We start from the raw sequence: 18,695 nt of genomic DNA on the forward strand, positions 1-18,695 counted from the left end.
CTCCAACACCGCGCAACAAGTGGCGATGATGCCGATCCCGCAAGCTCTGGTGCTGTCGCAGCTGTCCGGACCGCTGTCGGCGCTCAGCCAGGCCCGCAACGAATCAACCTTTGCCAGCGTCCGGATATAGATGTCGGGATTTAATCCCACCAATGTCTGGAAACGGTGCCTGATCGTAATGACGAACTGACTTTGGTCGTACCTGTCGGCCATGCACTGGTCTCGCGCAAGTCAGTACGCTTCAAGGAAGTCTGGGGGCATGAGTTTGTCGGACCTCACCGCGATGGCAGTGCCTAATGGTACTGAATTGCTCATTTCTCATGAATAAAGGTGCTAACTCAGCCCTTGCCACTTGCAACTAATTGCTCTTGCGACCTTCTATAATCAAAAAATGGTGGGGTTAATTTCTAAAAGTCATTGGAGCTCAATTTGTCTTTGGCATGACGCTTGCTCACGTCACTGCCAGTAGCCCGCCATTTGCTGGACAGGTAATAAAAAGAGCCTGCGTCTGGGGCCATGATCTGTCCTGTGTGAGGAGATACCTCAATGATGTCGCAAAACTCCGGGGCCCACCCCCAAAACCGCATCCCACAATCCATCGGCTTTCTGTTGCTGGACAATTTCACGCTGATTTCCCTGGCCTCGGCGGTCGAGCCGCTACGCATGGCCAACCAACTATCTGGTCGCGAGTTGTATCGCTGGAGCACCCTCACCGCTGACGGCGGTCAGGTCTGGGCCAGTGACGGCCTGCAAATCACACCGGATGCGTCCATGYACAAAGCCCCGCCCATGGACACCGTGATTGTCTGTGGCGGCATCGGCATTCAACGCACGGTGACCCGTGAGCACGTGTCGTGGCTGCAAAGCCAGGCCCGTCAGTCGCGCCGCCTCGGTGCAGTCTGCACCGGCAGTTGGGCCCTGGCCTGCGCCGGTCTGCTGGACGGTTTCGATTGCAGCGTGCACTGGGAGTGCCTGGCGTCGATGCAGGAAGCTTTCCCGCGGGTGGTCATGAGCACGCGTCTGTTCACTCTGGACCGTAACCGTTTCACCAGCTCCGGCGGCACCGCGCCACTGGACATGATGCTGCACCTGATCAGCCGCGACCACGGCCGCGAACTGTCGGCGGCGATTTCGGAAATGTTTGTCTACGAGCGCATCCGTAACGAACAAGATCATCAGCGCGTACCGCTCAAGCACATGCTGGGCACCAATCAGCCGAAGTTGCAGGAAATCGTCGCGCTGATGGAGGCCAACCTTGAAGAGCCGATCGACCTCGATGAGCTAGCGGTGTACGTCGCTGTTTCACGTCGTCAGCTGGAGCGGCTGTTCCAGAAATACCTGCACTGCTCGCCGTCGCGTTATTACCTGAAACTGCGTTTGGTGCGTGCGCGGCAGTTGCTCAAGCAGACACCAATGTCGATCATTGAAGTGGCGTCTATCTGTGGGTTCATATCCACGCCACACTTCTCCAAGTGCTACCGCGAATACTACGGCATTCCGCCACGCGACGAGCGCGTCGGCTCCAACACCGCGCAACAAGTGGCGTTGATTCCGTTGCCACAAGCCTTGGTGCTGTCACCATTGTCTAGAGCAATGTCGACGCTCAGCCAGGCCCGCAATGAATCAACCTTTGCCAGCGTCCGGATATAGATTTGTATCACTCAAAGGAGGGGAGGAGGGGGCTTCGTCTATTGAAGACTTTGTATCGAAGTTTCAGGACATTATCAGGAAGTTGAAAATCTAGGAACGCTAGAAATATCAAGGTTTACAGGTAGATAAAGCACCCTTCTGTAAACTTGTTTTTTGACTTGTTAACCACGATGGTTAACAAGTCAAAATTGTGATTTACAACAGCACCGCACTAGAATTTTACTGAGCTTTTCCTCGAGCTAAATTATGGCGAAGTTTCCGGAATATTTCGTGGTAGCAACAGCTCCACGGTACATTCCGCATCTGCATGTAAACAGCCGGAGTTGGTCATTTCCGCGTATGGCCACCCTTGAAATCTGCGCACCAACTCTATGCTGGAAGCTGCAGATTTCACTCAGCGCGGTATTTGAAGTCAGAAAGCAAATCCGTGAACGAGAGACAAAAGGCTCGACTCATACAATTACTTCAGGCAGCGAGAGCTAACCAGGATGAAAACCAGTTCGTTCATGCCTGATCGGATATCTGCCAACAGATGAAGGTTATCGCTCAGGCGTGTGCGATAAGACGCGCGTCAGGCTTCAAATCTGACCACCCGAGCCCCCCACGTAAGAACCCTAAGGAACGCATAATGTATATTATGTTAAATGATGTGTCAGGGCGGAACTTTCCTCCTTGTCCATTTCCGCGATTCTGTGTCGGTTTTTTCACGAACCTGTGCTGACTGGTTTTTCATGAGCGTAGACATCTCTCTTCAGAGTCACGCTAAGATTTGCGTCCATTGACCTGTGTTGCCTAAAGCGAAAGCTGACCGTCTACAATTCTCCGAAACTGTTTCTAATCTTACTACGCCCAATGGCGACCATCGGGGCTGGATCAATTTCCGGAAAATAACGAACTCACTGCCCGGCTTGAGGCTATAGATGCGTCCTGTCTTCCGCGAGCTTGCGATCACCGTCCAGAAAGCTACCCGCGCTACTTTACCGGGCCCAACCCGCAGGCGTTGACGCAAGGAAAAGATCGGGTCGAGCACCGTCCCCTGGCTGTTCGACAGCGCTCGATGCCCGGTGATCGCCAGCGCCTCGCGCACACTACGGTTGCGGCCAAGGAAACGCATGCGGTCGGACTCGTACTGCGGGTCAGCGATCAGCTCGCCTTCCACCACCACGAAGTGCGCCGCCCATACTGGCGTTTCCTCCGGTCCGCGCGGACGCCGAGTGGCGACCAGTGCTGTGAATTCGGCGAGGTATTCGGTCTGCACGAACATTCGCGAGAAAACCGGATGCGCGCTGTCAGCGGCCCGGGTCGCCAGGACCACCTCGGCATAGGAGGTCAGTTCGATGTCGCGTGGCCGGCGCCCGTTGTTGATCAGCGAAACTCGTCGCACTTCGCCGTCGTCCTCGCCGGACACCAGCACTTCCAGGCTGGTCACCAGCGAGCCTTGGCGATGGATGAACTCGGCCTGATCCTCTTTGAACAGCACCTCGCCGTTTTCCACGTCGCGGCCGCTAGGCTGCAGCGTCGCCGACCAGGCTTCCCCGCTCTGGGTGTCACGCAGGAAGATGAAGCTGCCCCAGTCATCGCAGGTGGCGTCCTCACGCCAGCGCGTCACGTCGATATCGCCCCAACGACTGTAACCGCCGCCTGCCGAGGTGAGCATCAGTGCGTAGCGGCCGTTGGAAAGCAGATGGGTGATCGGCGCTCCGCCTCCCGCAGTGATGCGCCGCTGGGTCGGTGTTTCGCTACGGCCCTCGGTCGCGGAAACCGTCACCTCTTCGGCCCGTGGATGCGCCAGCACTACGTCCCGTGGCACGCGCTCCTGCAGCAGYAGATCGCAGGCCTGGATCATCGGTTCGCGGTGGAAGCGACAGCGCATCCTGCCATCGTGCAAGGTATTGGCGATGGCGACGATAGTCATGCCCTGATGGTGGGCCATAAAGCAGCGAACGATCGCCACGCTCTCGTCATCCGGCAGCCGTGAGCGGGTGAAGTCCAGCGCCTCGTAAAAGCCATAGCGGCCCTGCGCGCCCATCCCGGCCAGCCGCTCGTAATTGCGCCGCGCCGCCTGTGGATCGATCATCGCCGCCAGGCCGGTCGCATAGGGCGCGATCACCACATTCTCGGACAGCCCGCGTTTGAGGCCAAGCCCGGGCACGCCGAAGTTGGAGTACTGATAAGTGAACTCCAGGTCGCGGGCGTTGTAGGCGGACTCCGAGATCCCCCAGGGGATGCCCAACGAACGGCCGTAGGATTCCTGCAACGCCACCACCAGGCGATTGCTCTGTTCCAGCAGACTGCCAGCCGGCGCGCGCATCACCAGCGACGGCATCAGGTATTCAAACATCGAGCCGGACCAGGATATCAGCGCTGAGCCGCCGGGGACCGGCGTTGCGGTGCGCCCGAGACGGAACCAGTGACGAGTCGGGGCATCCCCCTTGGCAATGGCGAACAGGCTGGCCAGTCGTGCTTCCGAGGCGAGCAAGTCATAGCAGTTCGGATCGAGGCGATTGTCGATCTGGGAGTAGCCGATCGACAGCAGCTTGCGTTCGGGGTCGAGCAGGAAGCCGAAGTCCATTGCCCCGGCCATCGCCCGGGCTGTATCGGCGAGGGTCTGCAAGCGCTGCGCCAGTGTCGACCGCGCCTCGTCCGGCAACGTGCGGTCGCGCAGGTGTTCGGCCACTGCCTTGCGCAGCGCTTCGACCCAGAACAGCAAGTCATCGCCCTCGCCGACCGGAGCGACCCTGACAGCCACCTTGACGGCCTTCTCGGTCAGCCGCTTCAGATTCGGCAGCAGTCCGTCGAACGCTTGCAGCCCCGCCAAATGGACGCGGACGTCCTCCAGGTCTTCGCGCAGTTGCCGCAGCGGCTCGCCACCCGCGCCCGACAGCCTGGCAATGGCCTCCTGGACCAGCCACAGGTCGTCCATCAGGCCGCGGCAGGCCTCCTGCGCCAACGGGCTTTCCCGCCACTCCTCGCAGGCGTTGGCGAGCACGATCAGGTGCCCGGCGAAGTTGCCGCTATCGACCGACGACACATAGGCCGGATCCAGGGCGCGCAGGTCGCGGGTCGCATACCAGTTGAAAAAATGCCCGCGGTAGCGCGGCAGCTTCTCCAGGGTTGCTATGGTCGCTTCCAGGCGTTCGAGCGTCTCCATGCTGCCGGCCCAGCCAAAATCCCGGGCAGCGACTGCCGAAAGCAGGTAGAGCCCGATATTGGTCGGCGAGGTGCGGTGTGCGAGCACCGGTTTGGGCTGTTCCTGGAAATTGTCTGGCGGCAGCAGGTTATCCTCCGCTGTGACGAAGGTTTCGAAGAAGCGCCAAGTGTGCCGCGCGGTCAGGCGCAGTGCATGGGCGTCCAGCGGCGAAGCCGTACGCTGGCGGGCGACCTTCGATGGCCGGCTGCTGAGCAGAGCCAGCGCTGGCGCCGTCAGCCAGAGCAATGCCAGCGGCCCGACCAGCGGCCAGGAACTCGGCACTAAGGCCAGCCCGGCGGCGCTCATCAGCAGCGCCAGCACGGTGCCACCGGCCATCTGTCGGTAGCTGCCGCTCAGGTCTGGCAAAGGGCAGCTGGAGGCCTGCGCGGCGGTGGTCCATTCGAGCAGGTGATCGTGGCTGGAGAACACCCGCATCAAGGTGCGTCCGATAGCATCACCCATGCGCCATGCAAGGTCCGCCAAAAAGGCCAGCGAGAGCACAATCTGCAGAATCGCGCGGCGCAGGTCGGCACCGAGCATACCAAAGTGGTTTCGCAGACGGATGCCGCGCCGCTGCGGCAGCAGGGAGCAGAGGGTCGGCAGCAGGGCCGGGATCATCAGGGTCGTCAGCACGAACAGTGTAGCGAGCAGCGCCAGGGGCAATGGCAGCCACCAGCAGAACACCAGACTGGCCAGGGCAAAGGGCGCGAACAACGAGCGACGCAGGTTATCGAACATCTTGCAGCGGCCAATCAGCGGCACCGCCTGGCCCCCCGTCCAGTGTCCGAACACCCAAGGAAGCAATTGCCAGTCGCCGCGCGTCCAGCGGTGCAGACGTTTGGCGGTGACATCGAAGCGCGCCGGGGACTCTTCGATCACTTCGACATCCGAGGCCAGGCCGGCGCGGGCGAAGATGCCCTCGAACAGATCATGACTGAGCAGCCGGTTGTCGCCGACCCGGCCACCGAGCGCGGCTTCGAAGGCATCCACATCATAGATACCTTTACCGGTGTAGGAACCTTCGCCGAAGAGGTCCTGGTAAACATCCGAAACCGCCGCCGCGTAGGGATCTATGCCGCCGGGACCGGAGAACACCTGCTGGTAAAAGGAACCCTTGCCGCCCAGCGGCAGAGAGGGCGTGACCCGTGGCTGGAGGATCGCGTAGCCGCTGACGATGCGCTTCAGCGCGGCGTCGAAACGTGGGTGGTTCAACGGGTGGGCCATTTTGCCAATCAGCCGCAGCGCGGCCTCTCGCGGAAGGCGGGTATCGGCGTCAAGGGTGATCACGTAGCGCACCCCGGACGGCACTCGCGGTGGCTCGCCGGCGATGGGCATGAAACTCGTCTCGCCACCCCCGCGCAGCAGGCGGTTTAGCTCGCGCAGTTTGCCGCGCTTGCGTTCCCAGCCCATCCAGCACTGCTCGCTGGCATTGAACAGGCGTCGCCGACAAAGCAAGAAGAAGCGCTGGCCGCCGGGCCCGGGCCCATAGCGGCGATTCAGCTGTCCGATCGCCTCGGCAGCCACCGTCAGCAGGTGCTCATCGCTATCGAGCTGCTCTTGCTGCGCATCGACGCCATCGGCCAGCAGGGCAAAAGCCAGATCGCCGCCGATACCCGCCAGATGGTGGACCTCCAGCCGCTCGATCTGCTCCAACAGGTCGGCTTCACTGGTCAACAGCGTCGGCACTGCGATCAGCGTACGTAGCGCCTGCGGCACACCGGCGGACAACTCCAACCCCGGCAGAGTAATGGCACCGAAACTCCAGGTGATCATGCGATTGACCAGCGCCGTGGCCACCTCGGTGACCGGCACGAACATCGACAGCAGGAACAACAGGATCCAGCCAACAGCCACGGACGGCACCGCCAAGGCCCAAGCCATTAGCGCCAGCAGCAGCGTGGTCAGCAAGAAAATGCCGCCAACATAGCCGCCGATGCCCAAGCGAATGTTGAAGCGGCTGATGCGAAGGCGCAGAGGCGCGCGAAAGCCTATGGCCCGCTCCAGCGCCGGGCGTCCCTCGGTGATCAGGTGGTAACCAGGATCGCTCGCTCGCCCGCCCCGCTCCTCGTCCTGCTCCGCGCGTTCGGCCAGGAGGGCGGCCTTCAAGGCCCGGTCGGCGACCTCCAGTTCCGAGAGCGCCGAGCCACGCGCCAGTTGCTCGATAGCGCTGCGATACAAGTTGCGCGTTGGGAAGTCCATGAGGGCAAACGCACTGCCCGCGCGCAAGCGCGCATCGACCAGGCTGACGCTTTCAAACAGCTTGGCCCAGTCAATATCGGAAATCAGCCGCATGCTGGTGATGATGTTGCGTACTGTGACATTCGAGGCGCCCTGGCGTTGCTGGGCATGCTGCACGACGTCCTCGATGCTAACGCCCTGTTCTTGCAGACGTTCGTCCAGCCAGCCCAGTGCCGGGGTCGTACGCGGATCCTGATCACGCAGGCGTTTGGCAAGCTGGGCGGCGAACAGCTCGGGCARCGGCCCGAGCGGACGCGCGGCGATATCTGCCAACGCCGCAAGGGCGCTGGCGGGTTCGAGTAAACGATCGGCCAGCTCGTCGGCGTCCGCACGGGCCGCACGGCCGTCGTCGATCTGCTCGGCGAGTCGGCGCAGGTTCTCGATCAGGACAATACGCAGGGTGATCGCCACAGCCCACAACTCGCCGATGGTCAGCGGCTGGACCCGCTGGTAGGCGTCGATGAAACATCGCAGCATCTCGAGGTCGAGGTGGCTGTCGGTATGCGCGACGAAGGCCCAGGCCAGGCCGAAGACCCTCGGGTAGCCGGCGAACGGTCCCTCGGCGAGCTTCGGTAACTGGCGGTAGTAGCCAGGTGGCAGATCATCCCGGATCTCCCGGATCTGTTCCTCGACGATGTGGTAGTTGTCCAGCAGCCATTCGGCGGCGGGCACCACGCTCTGGCCRCTCTCGAGCTCAGCGGCGCTCGCCCGGTAGGCGGCGAGCAGGATCGCAGCATTGTCGTCAAGGCGCACATTCAAGGACAGTACGGCGGGTGGCCTGAGGGTTACTTGCTGGGCGACGGCCAGGCTCGCGGCATGTTGCTCAAGCCGCTCAATACCGAAAAGCGCCTCCCGTATTGGCGCGTGGTCAGTCCATGGTGGTGACTCAGAACGCAGCCCAAACGCCCGGCGCAGGATCGAACGCGTCGATATCGCTGCGCTGTCCAGTCCTGCCGGGCCCCTGTCAGTCAAAGCCGTCCCATCAAGAGCAGCACGATGACGATGACCAGCACAATACCCAACCCACCGGTTGGTGCGTATCCCCAATTCCTGCTATGCGGCCAACTCGGGAAAGCGCCGATCAGCAGCAGAATGAGGATGATTACCACAATTGTGCCCAAGCTCATGACTATCTCCTCGGACCCATGGAAAAACGGGCTTGCTGGCTGTCACTCAGAGAGCACCCGGCCAACTGACTGATACCAGATTGCGCACCTTCATGGGGATCAGTCTGTACGCTGACGTACATAGTCCGTAAGGGACCGCAATACCTCGCCTCGATGGATCTCTTTGGTGAGTACCCATAGCAATTCGATTGTTGTCGGATTGAGCACAAGTTCAGGACCGAGTCTGTTTGGTACTCGGAAAAGGCTGGCGGCTTTGGATGATGAGCGAGTTGTTAAAGCTCAATGACGGACCGTTGAGAATCCAAGTGAAAATCAAGCTTCTCACCGTTCCCAAGGACACTCATTACAGTTGATTGGATAGAGGATCCAGGTCAGGCATCCGAGAACGCATTCCATAATGCGATGACCGGCACGTCGGGGTGATGAGTGTCATAAGTGAGAATGCTGAGCGAGGCCGTATCCAGTGGAAAATGCTGCRCTGCTATCACAGATAAACCAATCCATCGCACGGCCAGGACGGAAGCGAATTGACCATGAGAGAAGAGCGCAATATTGCCATCCAGCGCACGCAGCCGGGCGATAACCTGATCAGCGCGATGGGCAATTTGCGCAGGGCTTTCACCCTGCGGACAGCCATCGCGAAAAAGATTCCAGCCCTTTCGCTGTTTAAGAATGTCGACTGAACGCTGCCCTTCGTAGTCGCCATAGTCCCACTCCGCCAAGTCCGGGACGATTACGGCATGCGCCCCCTGCCCCGCCAACACACAGGTTTGTTGCGCACGTCGTAATGGGCTGGTCAGAACATGGGTAAATGGGATATCCAGCAGGTGCGATGCAAGTTTCTTCGCCTCGCTCTCGCCACGTGCGGTCAACGGAATATCCGTGCGGCCCGTATGCTGCCGAGAAAGCGTCCATTCAGTTTCGCCGTGTCTGACAAGATAAAGATGCACGGGCGTGGGTATGGGGGGCATCATACGGCCAGCCCGTCCAGAGCAGCGTCGTATTCACCACGGCATGCCGCGTGGTTACATCTGAGCCGGTGTAACAGAGCCTGTTGTGCTGCCACTACGTTGGCCTCCTCACCGCACCAAATCTCCAAAGCCGGTTGCTGGACAGCACGAGCAAACGAAAATGCCAATGCCCAGGGCAGCCGTGACTTGAATTTCGCATTCATGGCATTTAATCGTGCCGAAGCCAACTTTCCCGATTGCCCCCCCGACAAGAACGTAATGCCCGGCACCGCGGCGGGTACGGTTCGCAAGAGACAACTCACGGTTGAGTCGGCTACCGCGCCCACCGTTATCGGTGTGGTGCAAGCCAAGCCGGGAAGCACCATATTAGGCTTCAAAAGCATCCCTTCAAGCAGCACTCGTTGGGCGTGCAACTGATTGAAGACGATTCGCAGAACTTCCTCCGTTACTGCGGCGCACCGTTCCAGGGTATGTTCTCCGTCCATAAGCACTTCCGGCTCGACGATGGGGACCATCCCCGACTCCTGGCACAACGCGGCATACCGGGCCAGCGCCTGGGCGTTGGCCTCGATGCAACCGGTGCTGGGAATGTCATCGCCGAGGGTGATCACCGCGCGCCACTTGGCAAACCGGGCGCCCATTTGAAAGTATTCTTTGAGCCGATCACGCAACCCGTCCAAACCCTCAGTGATTTTCTCTCCAGGATAACCGGCCAAGTCTGTTGTACCGATGTCCACTTTTATGCCGGGAATAATGCCCGCGTCACTCAGGGCTTTACTAAATGAGGCGCCATTTTTTGTTCGCTGACGGATTGTTTCATCGTAGAGAATTGCACCATTGATGTATTGAACGAGCCCCTGCGTTGTCACAATTAGCTCCCGATAGGCGCGCCGAGCCTCCTCGGTCTGGGGAATACCTGACTGGGCAAAGCGTCGGTTACACGTGGCGTTGCTTTCGTCCATGGCCAGCAACCCTTTGTCGCCGGTGACCAGCGTCCTTGCGGTGTTTATTAGCGCTTGCGCATTCATGCTCATCCCCTTGTTAAGAGCGGAGTCAGGCGTTCCAATAACGCTCATCGCCCAACAACCTATCGGGTCATGATTGCCCTTCTCTGAGTTGACGGTAGCGTCGGATAAGCGCAGCGGTCGAGCTGTCATGGTTTAGCAAGGGATCAGCATTGCCGGTCAACTCAGAGAGGGTTTTCTGCGCCATCGACTTGCCGAGCTCGACGCCCCACTGATCGAATGAATCGATGTTCCAGATCGTTCCTTGAGTAAAGACACTGTGTTCATAAAGCGCTACGAGACTCCCCAATGTTTCGGGCGTCAGCCGTTCGGCAAGCAGGGTGTTGGTGGGACGGTTGCCTTCAAAAACGCGATGCGGTATCAGCCAGTCAGGGACTCCCGCCGCTTTGACTTCTGCTTCCGTTCTGCCGAAAGCAAGCGCCTCAGTCTGGGCGAACAGATTCGCCATCAAGAGATCGTGGTGCGGCTGCAAGGCGTTCAATGCCTGGCAAAAACCGATAAAGTCACACGGTATCAATGGCGTACCTTGATGGATCAGTTGATAAAACGAATGCTGGCCATTGGTGCCGGGCTCACCCCAATAGACGGGGCCCGTTGGATAATCGACGCGTGCACCATCGAGCGTGACCTGTTTACCATTGCTTTCCATTGTCAACTGCTGCAAATAGGCCGCAAAGCGCTTCAGATATTGCTCATAGGGCAGCACCGCGACGGTTTGAGCACCAAAGAAATTGTTGTACCACACGGCTAGCAACCCCATCAGAACCGGCAGATTGTCCTCGAATGGGGTGCTGCGAAAGTGCTGGTCCATGGCATGAAAGCCGGACAGCATTGCGCGGAAATTTTCCGGCCCGATAGCCAGCATCGTCGACAAACCAATTGCCGAATCCATTGAGTAGCGACCACCATCCCAATCCCATAAGCGAAACATATGCTGGGTATCGATGCCGAACTGGGTAACCGCCTCGGTATTGGTCGAAACGGCAACAAAATGCTTCGCTATTGCCCGCTCATTTCCAAGGTTGCTTAAAACCCAAGCGCGCGCGGTATGGGCGTTGGTCAATGTCTCGAGCGTGGTGAAGGTTTTCGAGCAGACAATGAACAACGTTTCCGCCGGGTCAAGATCGCGTGTCGCCTCGACAAAATCAGTACTGTCGACATTCGAAATGAATCGGAATGTCAGGTTGCGCTGACAGTAATGGCGCAACGCTTCATAGGCCATCACCGGCCCGAGATCAGAGCCGCCTATACCGATATTGACCACATTGCAGATCGGCAGGCCTGTAAAACCCAGCCATTCACCACCCCGAATTTTGCGCGCGAAATCGGTCATTTTTTCGAGCATCGTGTGTACTTGCGGCACGATGTCGATGCCATCTATCACAATTCGCTCCTCCTTGGGTGCGCGCAGCGCGACGTGAAGCACCGCGCGTTGCTCCGTCACATTAATTTTCTGGCCCGTGAACATCGCTTCGATACGTTCGCGCAAGCCGCGCGCCTCAGCCAGTCGCAGGAGCAAATGCATCGTTTCATCGGTGACGCGGTTTTTTGAGTAATCGAGGTAAATTCCGCACGCTTGCGTGCTGAAGCGCTCGCCACGTTTAGGATCGTCGCCAAACAATTGTCGCAGTTGCAGTTTGTGCACCGTCTGATAATGCACCTCTAGCGCTTTCCAGGCAGGGCACTGTGTCAGAGATGGCGAGCACGATGCATTTGACTCTTTCATGACTTGCTCACTCATTCGAGCGCGCCAGTGGTGGCGAGTTTCCGGCAGCTAATCGCAACGCAAAAAACGATCGAGACGCCAGATTGATGTTCGCTTTTCAAGGTAGTCAGAATGCACAAAAGCCGACGTGTGATCGGTACGATGCCGCACATAGAGATGTGTATCGGGCTCACTCGGAAGACGGGGCATGAATGCGTCGTCAACCTCGATGTCAGGCCCCCCTCATCCGACAGTCTGCGCCGGGTAGACAAGGGAATGCCCCGCAGGGGTCGCTGCCCGATTCATTGTTGCTGATTCAGCTTTGGACCGGCCCATCAGATGAATGACTAGCCGGCCGCGGTGGAGAAGGTAGTCTGCAACGATCCGACGATGGCAACGCCACCAGACGGCTTCCGCACACATGATCGCGCACTGACGGTCCTGACTGAGCGCTGACAATCGTGAGAGTCCCGATTCAAATTCATCGGACAATGCGTAATCAGCATAGTTATGAAAACTTTGGTTGATCCAAAACCCGTTAATATCCGGCGGCACTGTTTTGGATTTTTTTCGTAATCCACCCAGCTCCGGTATTTGCATATAACCGATTTTATGCGCGGCAAGCGCCTCCGGCAGTCTATCCAGATTGAACTGGGGATTCGTTCGCGAGCGAGGCACACTACGAATATCCACGACCCACTCGATGTTCCTGAACTGAAGTAATTCGATAAAYTCCGGAAGGGTTCTGGTGGAGTGCCCTATTGTATAAACGACTGGAGCTTCGAACATCAGTCTTTGATCCGTCCTATAAAAAAGGCACTCTAAAGAGTCTTTGGAAGCCGAGCTGATTCATTGAGTTGATCCAGCATCCTAGGTGGATTTTCGGAACAGCTCCTGGCGAATTTTTCCGATGGCCCCCATGGGATTGAGGCCCTTGGGGCAGACCCATGAACAGTTGCCGATGCTGCGGCAACGGAACAAGCTGAACGGGTCCTCCAGCCGCTCTAGCCGTTGCGCCGTGGCCTGATCGCGGCTGTCGGTGATGAAACGCCATGCTTGCAACAGCCCGGCTGGACCTACGAACTTTTCCGGATTCCACCACCAGGATGGACATTGCGAGGAACAGCAGCCACAGAGGATGCATTCATACAGCCCGTCGAGCTTAGCGCGCTCTTCGGGGGACTGGAGACGCTCGATGGCCGGTGCTGGCTCGTGGTTGATCAGCCATGGCTTGATACTCTCGTACTGCTGAAAGAAGAGACTCTGATCGACGACCAGATCGCGGATGACCGGCATGCCGGGCAAAGGTCTGATGATCAGTAGGCTGGCCGTGCCCAGGGCCTGCGAAACCGGCGTGATGCAAGCCAACCTGTTCTTGCCGTTGATATTCATGCCATCCGAGCCGCAAACCCCCTCCCGACAGGAGCGCCGATAGACTAGCGTCTGATCTGCCTCATGCAGGAACTCCAGCGCATCCAGCACCATTCGCACCCGGAACTCCTCGGGCAACGACAACGACTGCATCCAGGGCGAGCGATCTTGTTCCGGGTGGTAGCGATAGACCTGTACTTCGATCACAGCTCTTTTCTCCTCTACCGATTACGACGAGCGTGAACAGTGCCTTGATCCGGCAAGCGCCCGGCGACCACATCCGGTCGCTCAGGAGAACTCCTCACATGGAGCATAGACGTTAATGACGACTGGACGAACTTGCATCCGCGCGAGCTATAGAGCGGGCGGTGAAGCGTCGCTGACAGAAAACGCGAATCGTCGCCTACACTTAGCCGTCACAGCGCACCGCCGTAATCTCGCCAAGCTGCAGAATCTCCAAGCGAGTCCCGCCGACACGCCACGATACTTCCAAGTCAAGGGGTAAAAGGATCATGGCCGAAGCCGCGCAACCGAAGAACGAACCCGAAGACTCTCCGCTGTCGCCGTGGTGGGTCCGCTCGGTACTGATCGTGCTGGTGTTCGGCCTGGTTGCCCTGCTGGTGATCACCCTGTTGGCTTATCGCAATGCGCCGCCGATACCGGGCCAGGTCAAGGACGCCAGCGGTGCCACCGTCTTCACCGCTGACGACATCAGCAACGGCCAGGCGCTGTTCCTGCGTTACGGCTTGATGGACAATGGCACCATCTGGGGACATGGCGCCTACCTCGGCCCCGACTATGGCGCCGAGGCACTGCACGAGATCGGTGACGACGTCGCCTCAGCGCTGGCGCAGCAGCAATACGCCAAGCCAATGGCCGAACTGACACCGATCCAGGCGGCATCGGTCCGCGCTCAGGTCGCGGTGACATTGAAGACCAACCGCTACGACGCCGAGCACGACACGCTATCACTCAGCGCCCCGGAAGCGCACGCGTATCGCCAGCAGACCGACCGCTGGAAGAGTTATTTCCACGATCCGGCGCGCAATGGAGGCCTCAAGCCCGATCTGATTACCGACCCGGTCGAACTGCACCAGTTCAGCGCGTTCGTCACTTGGGCGGCATGGGCTTCGGTCGCCGATCGCCCAGGCAGCAATTACTCATATACCAATAACTTCCCCTACGATCCGGACGTCGGGAATCGACCGCCTCCGGGTACCTTGCTGTGGAGTGCGCTGAGCCTTGTGGTGCTAATCGGTGGCATCGGCGCGGTGTTGCTGGTATTCGGCAAGTTCGATTATCTGGGCTGGGTCAACCGTGGTCATCATGTGCACCCTCAGGTCATTCCGGGACAGGCCAGCCGCGGCCAGCGTGCGCTGGTGAAATTTTTCGTGGTAGTGACGCTACTGTTCCTGATACAGACATTGGTGGGCGGCGGCGTGTCCCATTTCCGGGCAGACCCCGGCAGCTTCTACGGCTTCCAACTGGAGAAGATCTTTCCCAGCAATCTGCTGCGGGTTTGGCATCTGCAGACGGCGATTTTCTGGATCGCTACAGCCTACGTCGCTGCGGCGCTGTTCCTGGGCCGTTCGCTGCGGGCCGACGAGCCGCGCTGGCTGGTGCCGGTGATCAATCTGCTGTTCGCCGCGTTTGTCGTGGTGATCGGCGCGAGCCTGCTCGGCGAATGGGCGGGTATGTCCGACCTGCTGGGCAAGTGGTGGTTCTGGTTCGGCGACCAGGGCTGGGAATACCTGGAAATCGGTCGTTTCTGGCAATACCTGCTGGTAGTCGGTCTGCTCGGCTGGTTTGCCATGTTGTGGTGGCTGGCGCGGCCACGCACGGTGGCCAATCCGGAGGCACGGCCGCTGGCGCGGATGTTCCTGTACGCGTCACTGGCGATCCCCGTGTTCTATCTCCCGGCACTGTTCTTTGGCGCAAAGACCAACTTCACAGTTGTCGACACTTGGCGGTTCTGGATCATCCATCTATGGGTAGAAGGCTTCTTCGAGTTCTTCGCCACCACAGTGGTGGCACTCACACTCTTCCAGCTCGGCCTGACCCGGCGAAACACCGCGCTGCGGGTGATCTATCTGGACGCCATCCTGTATTTCGGTGGTGGTCTGATCGGCACCGGTCATCACTGGTATTTCAATGGCCAGAGCCAATTCAACATGGCGATGTCGGCGATGTTCTCGGTGCTGGAAGTAGTGCCGCTGACCCTGCTGACACTGGATGCCTGGGATTTCGTGCGCACGACCCGCGGCGACCGCGATACCAGTGATCGGCCCATCGCGGTACCGCACAAGTGGACATTCTATTTCCTGATCGCGGTGGGTTTCTGGAATTTCCTTGGTGCAGGTGTGTTCGGTTTCCTGATTAACCTGCCAATCATCAGCTATTACGAGGTCGGTACCATCCTCACGCCMAACCACGGCCATGCTGCGATGATGGGTGTGTTCGGCATGCTGGCAATCGCATTGATGGTATTCGTGCTGCGCCAGACTACCGATGACGGGCGCTGGCCAGTTATCGAGAAATACATCCGGGTCGGTTTCTGGGGCACCAACATCGGCCTGCTGATGATGGTAGCGTTGAGCCTGTTTCCCGGCGGCGTGCTGCAGGTATGGGATGTGGTGCAACACGGTTACTGGCATGCGCGCAGCCTGGATTATACAGGCACCCACACCGCCCGCCTGATCGAGTGGCTGCGTCTCCCTGGCGACCTGGTGTTCATCATCTTCGGCGCGATGCCATTGGTTATCGCCGCAATCAAAGCCTACATCGGCGTGCGCGCGACACGAGAATCCTACGATCCGAAAGTCTCTTTGAAATCTTGAACAGCATCAGGAGAACTCATTCAAATGGTCACAAAATTCAAGGTAGGCGATCACGTGAGCTGGAATTCGGAAGCGGGCCGCGTAAGTGGCACGATCATCAAGGTGCATACGAAAGACACCGAATACAAGGGCTACACGCACCACGCTAGTGCCGACGAACCGCAGTACGAAATCAAGAGCGACAAGACCGAACACATTGCGATGCATAAGGGCGCGGCGCTGCACAAGATCAGCTGAGCCCCCCCTGTTGCGTTCGGCTAACAAAAAGAACGGCATTAGCGAGGAGCTGTTGCGGGGAAGACGGATGCTTCCAGGAAGAGTCAGGATTCCCCGCCGGTGGACATACTCAATGACCGCGATGCGCGACTATGTGATGACCGTCGGCTACCACCGAATCCGATAGCAACGGGGACTTCAATACCGTGCATGCATTTTCACACAGTCTGGGTCATCGTCCGATTCAGCCGCTTCAGACTCGAGCGGGCGACACGATGATTTTGACGTTGTGCTCCTTGTTGTTGACCAGTTCCTCGAAGCCCTGCCCCACGATCTGCTCCAACTGAATGCGCCCAGTCACCAGCGGAGTGATGTCCAGCCGGCCATCAGCGATAAAAGCGATCACATCGGCGAACTCGCCGTTATAGGCCAGCGCACCCAGCACCTGTTTTTCGGTAGCTACCAACTCGAAAAAGTTGAACTCGCTGGGCTCCTCAAAGATCCCCACCAGTACGCACTTGCCGGCCTTGCGGATCAGATCGATCGCGAGCTTGGCCGTGTGTTTGTTGCCGATGCATTCGAAGCTGACATCTGCCCCGAGCCCACCCGTCAGGCGCCATACCTCAGCCAAGGCATCGCATTCATTGGGGTCGAGCACATGGGTCGCCCCCACTTCCAGGGCCTTGGCCTTGCGCGCTCCAGACATTTCCAGAGTGATCACCTGGGCCGCACCGGCAGCCTTGGCGCACATGATGGTGCACAATCCAATGGTGCCTGCACCAACGACTACAACGTTCTGCCCGAGCAGGCTTCCGGCTTTTTTCACCGCGTGCATGCCTACCGCCAAGGGCTCGATCAATGCCCCCGCTTCAGCAGGAAAGTTCGCCGGCAACTTGTACAACAGGTTGGCCGGCACGTTGACCAGTTCGGCGAAGGCACCATTATTCATCAGCCCGGTGAAGGCCAGGTTCTCGCAGATGTTGTACAGCCCGTGGGTGCAGTAGTAGCAGCTGCCGCAATGTTGGCAGGCGTCGGCCGCCACCGGTTCGCCGACGTTGAAACCCTGAACACCGGCACCGAGCTCGACGATTTCGCCACAAAACTCATGACCGAGAATGCACTGGCCCTTGATCCCGGTCAGTGGGTGTGGTGCGTCAACCGGTATGAACACCGGCCCAGCCACGTACTCATGCAGATCGGACCCACAAATGCCGCACCACTGCACGCGGATCTGCACCCAGCCGGCAGGTGGCGCTATTGGTAGCGGAACGTCTTCGACACGGATATCGTGGCGGCCGTGCCAGACAGCGGCACGCATACTGCGTTGCGGATTGTTTGAAAGGCTCATCGCGAAATCTCCTTGAAATAGTTGCTCCTGGCACCCCGCGAGAGGTCGCCAGGAGGGGCGTCAGTGCTGTTGCACAAAGTCCAGAATCAATCGATTGACTTGCTCGGCCGCTTCCATCTGCACCATGTGCGCCTGACCTGGCAGTACCTCGACCTGGGCCTTAAGCCCGGCGCTGTGGTTCGCCGGAATAATCGCGTCGTCACTGCCCCAGATCAGCAACACTGGCTGCTGGCCGTCCTGCACCACGCCGCGCAGATCGAGCTGTTGCGATCCGTCTTTGAACACGCCTGATACCAGCAGGCGCAGGGCCGCGCCCACTCCTTCCAGGCGCTTGTACTTGAGCATGTCTTCGAGCATCTGCCGGTTGACCAGCTCGGGATTGGAGAACAGTTTCACCAACTGTGGCTTGAGGGCATTGCGGTTGGCAGCCTCGACAAAACCTTCCAGGTAATCGCCGTTGATGCCCTCCCCCAGACCAGCGCTGCCGATCAAGATCAAGGACCGTACCCGCTGCGGTTCCAGACGCGCAATGTTCAGCGACACCGCTCCGCCCATGGAATGCCCCACCAGATGCGCTGCGGGAATGTCCAGGTGATCAAGCAGTGCCAGCACTACGCCGCTCAGCTCATCCAGGTCTCCGCGCTCAAGCTGCTTGGTAGACTCGCCATGGCCCGGCAGGTCCAGGGCAACCACCCGGCGCCCGGCGGCCAATGCTTCATGATTGAACATCCAGTTGTTCAGGTCACCGCCAAAACCGTGCACCAGCACCAACGGCACCCCGCCTTCGCCGCGTTCGAAGTAACGGATCAAACGCCCGTCCAGCTCGACTTTTTGCGGCTTCGGCCCGCGGTCCTCCTCGGCGCCGTCCCCAGGCACGAACGTGGCCTGAAACTGCTCGACGACTGCATCGATCTCGACCTCGCTGGCCTCGCCGTCGACCACGATGCCGAGCAACGCACCCACCGCGAGGGTTTCATCCTGGCGGGCGATCTGCCGACGAAGCACCCCGGAAAAAGG

General features: G+C 59.2%; 13 protein-coding genes and 1 pseudogene. 5 read left to right on the forward strand and 9 right to left on the reverse strand.

What is annotated here, in order from left to right; genetic code table 11:
* The 3 genes and pseudogenes from AC1DH9_RS03680 to gbdR all read left to right on the forward strand — a co-directional run.
* Nucleotides 1-130: pseudogene (locus AC1DH9_RS03680) on the forward strand (GlxA family transcriptional regulator); the annotation flags it as partial.
* A 35-nt stretch (nucleotides 131-165) separates the two neighbouring features.
* Nucleotides 166-297 carry a type 2 periplasmic-binding domain-containing protein gene (locus AC1DH9_RS03685; protein ID WP_427542566.1) on the forward strand — a complete coding sequence of 44 codons (132 nt, stop codon included), beginning with the start codon at nucleotides 166-168 and terminating at the stop codon, nucleotides 295-297.
* Nucleotides 298-546: 249 nt separating this feature from the next.
* Nucleotides 547-1,650 (forward strand): choline metabolism transcriptional regulator GbdR, encoded by a 1,104-nt coding sequence (gene gbdR / locus AC1DH9_RS03690; protein WP_477807809.1) that lies wholly within the window; start codon nucleotides 547-549, stop codon nucleotides 1,648-1,650.
* 757 nt (nucleotides 1,651-2,407) lie between these two features.
* On the opposite strand, the gene AC1DH9_RS03695 is transcribed toward gbdR, so the two are convergent.
* From AC1DH9_RS03695 to AC1DH9_RS03725, 7 genes are all read right to left on the reverse strand, one after another.
* The gene (locus tag AC1DH9_RS03695) at nucleotides 2,408-7,831 is read right to left on the reverse strand and encodes a glucoamylase family protein (protein WP_477806170.1); all 5,424 of its coding nucleotides are present in this window, start codon (nucleotides 7,829-7,831) and stop codon (nucleotides 2,408-2,410) included.
* Nucleotides 7,832-8,046: 215 nt separating this feature from the next.
* Nucleotides 8,047-8,205, reverse strand: a complete 159-nt coding sequence (locus AC1DH9_RS03700; protein ID WP_427542503.1) for a DUF3309 family protein — start codon at nucleotides 8,203-8,205, stop codon at nucleotides 8,047-8,049.
* Nucleotides 8,206-8,576: 371 nt separating this feature from the next.
* The gene (locus AC1DH9_RS03705) at nucleotides 8,577-9,179 is read right to left on the reverse strand and encodes a histidine phosphatase family protein (protein WP_477807810.1); all 603 of its coding nucleotides are present in this window, start codon (nucleotides 9,177-9,179) and stop codon (nucleotides 8,577-8,579) included.
* On the reverse strand, nucleotides 9,176-10,204 hold the full coding sequence (locus AC1DH9_RS03710; RefSeq protein ID WP_427542497.1) for a class I fructose-bisphosphate aldolase: 1,029 nt from the start codon (nucleotides 10,202-10,204) through the stop codon (nucleotides 9,176-9,178). Before AC1DH9_RS03710 ends, AC1DH9_RS03705 begins: the two co-directional genes overlap by 4 nt.
* Before the next feature lie 67 nt (nucleotides 10,205-10,271).
* Nucleotides 10,272-11,942 (reverse strand): glucose-6-phosphate isomerase, encoded by a 1,671-nt coding sequence (gene pgi / locus AC1DH9_RS03715; protein WP_427542494.1) that lies wholly within the window; start codon nucleotides 11,940-11,942, stop codon nucleotides 10,272-10,274.
* A gap of 207 nt (nucleotides 11,943-12,149) precedes the next feature.
* Nucleotides 12,150-12,695 carry a DUF488 domain-containing protein gene (locus AC1DH9_RS03720; protein WP_427542492.1) on the reverse strand — a complete coding sequence of 182 codons (546 nt, stop codon included), beginning with the start codon at nucleotides 12,693-12,695 and terminating at the stop codon, nucleotides 12,150-12,152.
* A gap of 81 nt (nucleotides 12,696-12,776) precedes the next feature.
* Nucleotides 12,777-13,484, reverse strand: a complete 708-nt coding sequence (locus AC1DH9_RS03725) for a succinate dehydrogenase iron-sulfur subunit (RefSeq protein WP_427542489.1) — start codon at nucleotides 13,482-13,484, stop codon at nucleotides 12,777-12,779.
* Nucleotides 13,485-13,789: 305 nt separating this feature from the next.
* Between AC1DH9_RS03725 and AC1DH9_RS03730 the strand changes: the two genes are divergently transcribed.
* Both AC1DH9_RS03730 and AC1DH9_RS03735 read left to right on the forward strand, forming a co-directional pair.
* Nucleotides 13,790-16,114 carry a nitric-oxide reductase large subunit gene (locus AC1DH9_RS03730; RefSeq protein ID WP_427542486.1) on the forward strand — a complete coding sequence of 775 codons (2,325 nt, stop codon included), beginning with the start codon at nucleotides 13,790-13,792 and terminating at the stop codon, nucleotides 16,112-16,114.
* A 24-nt stretch (nucleotides 16,115-16,138) separates the two neighbouring features.
* Nucleotides 16,139-16,351, forward strand: coding sequence for a hypervirulence associated TUDOR domain-containing protein (locus tag AC1DH9_RS03735; RefSeq protein ID WP_123581587.1), 213 nt, complete (start codon nucleotides 16,139-16,141; stop codon nucleotides 16,349-16,351).
* A 232-nt stretch (nucleotides 16,352-16,583) separates the two neighbouring features.
* On the opposite strand, the gene AC1DH9_RS03740 is transcribed toward AC1DH9_RS03735, so the two are convergent.
* The gene (locus tag AC1DH9_RS03740; protein WP_477806171.1) at nucleotides 16,584-17,648 is read right to left on the reverse strand and encodes a 2,3-butanediol dehydrogenase; all 1,065 of its coding nucleotides are present in this window, start codon (nucleotides 17,646-17,648) and stop codon (nucleotides 16,584-16,586) included.
* Between the two features lie 90 nt (nucleotides 17,649-17,738).
* A partial coding sequence (locus tag AC1DH9_RS03745; RefSeq protein WP_477807811.1) for an acetoin dehydrogenase dihydrolipoyllysine-residue acetyltransferase subunit occupies nucleotides 17,739-18,695 on the reverse strand: 957 nt, incomplete at its 5' end.

This window comes from Pseudomonas sp. 05T35 (genome assembly GCF_056396605.1).

Excerpts from the sequence above, each read along its gene's own strand:
- AC1DH9_RS03740 (WP_477806171.1), bottom strand. The coding sequence starts at position 17,648 with ATGCGTGCCGCTGTCTGGCACGGCCGCCACGATATCCGTGTCGAAGAC.
- pgi (WP_427542494.1), bottom strand. The coding sequence starts at position 11,942 with ATGAGTGAGCAAGTCATGAAAGAGTCAAATGCATCGTGCTCGCCATCT.
- AC1DH9_RS03710 (WP_427542497.1), bottom strand. The coding sequence starts at position 10,204 with ATGAATGCGCAAGCGCTAATAAACACCGCAAGGACGCTGGTCACCGGC.
- AC1DH9_RS03735 (WP_123581587.1), top strand. The coding sequence starts at position 16,139 with ATGGTCACAAAATTCAAGGTAGGCGATCACGTGAGCTGGAATTCGGAA.
- AC1DH9_RS03700 (WP_427542503.1), bottom strand. The coding sequence starts at position 8,205 with ATGAGCTTGGGCACAATTGTGGTAATCATCCTCATTCTGCTGCTGATC.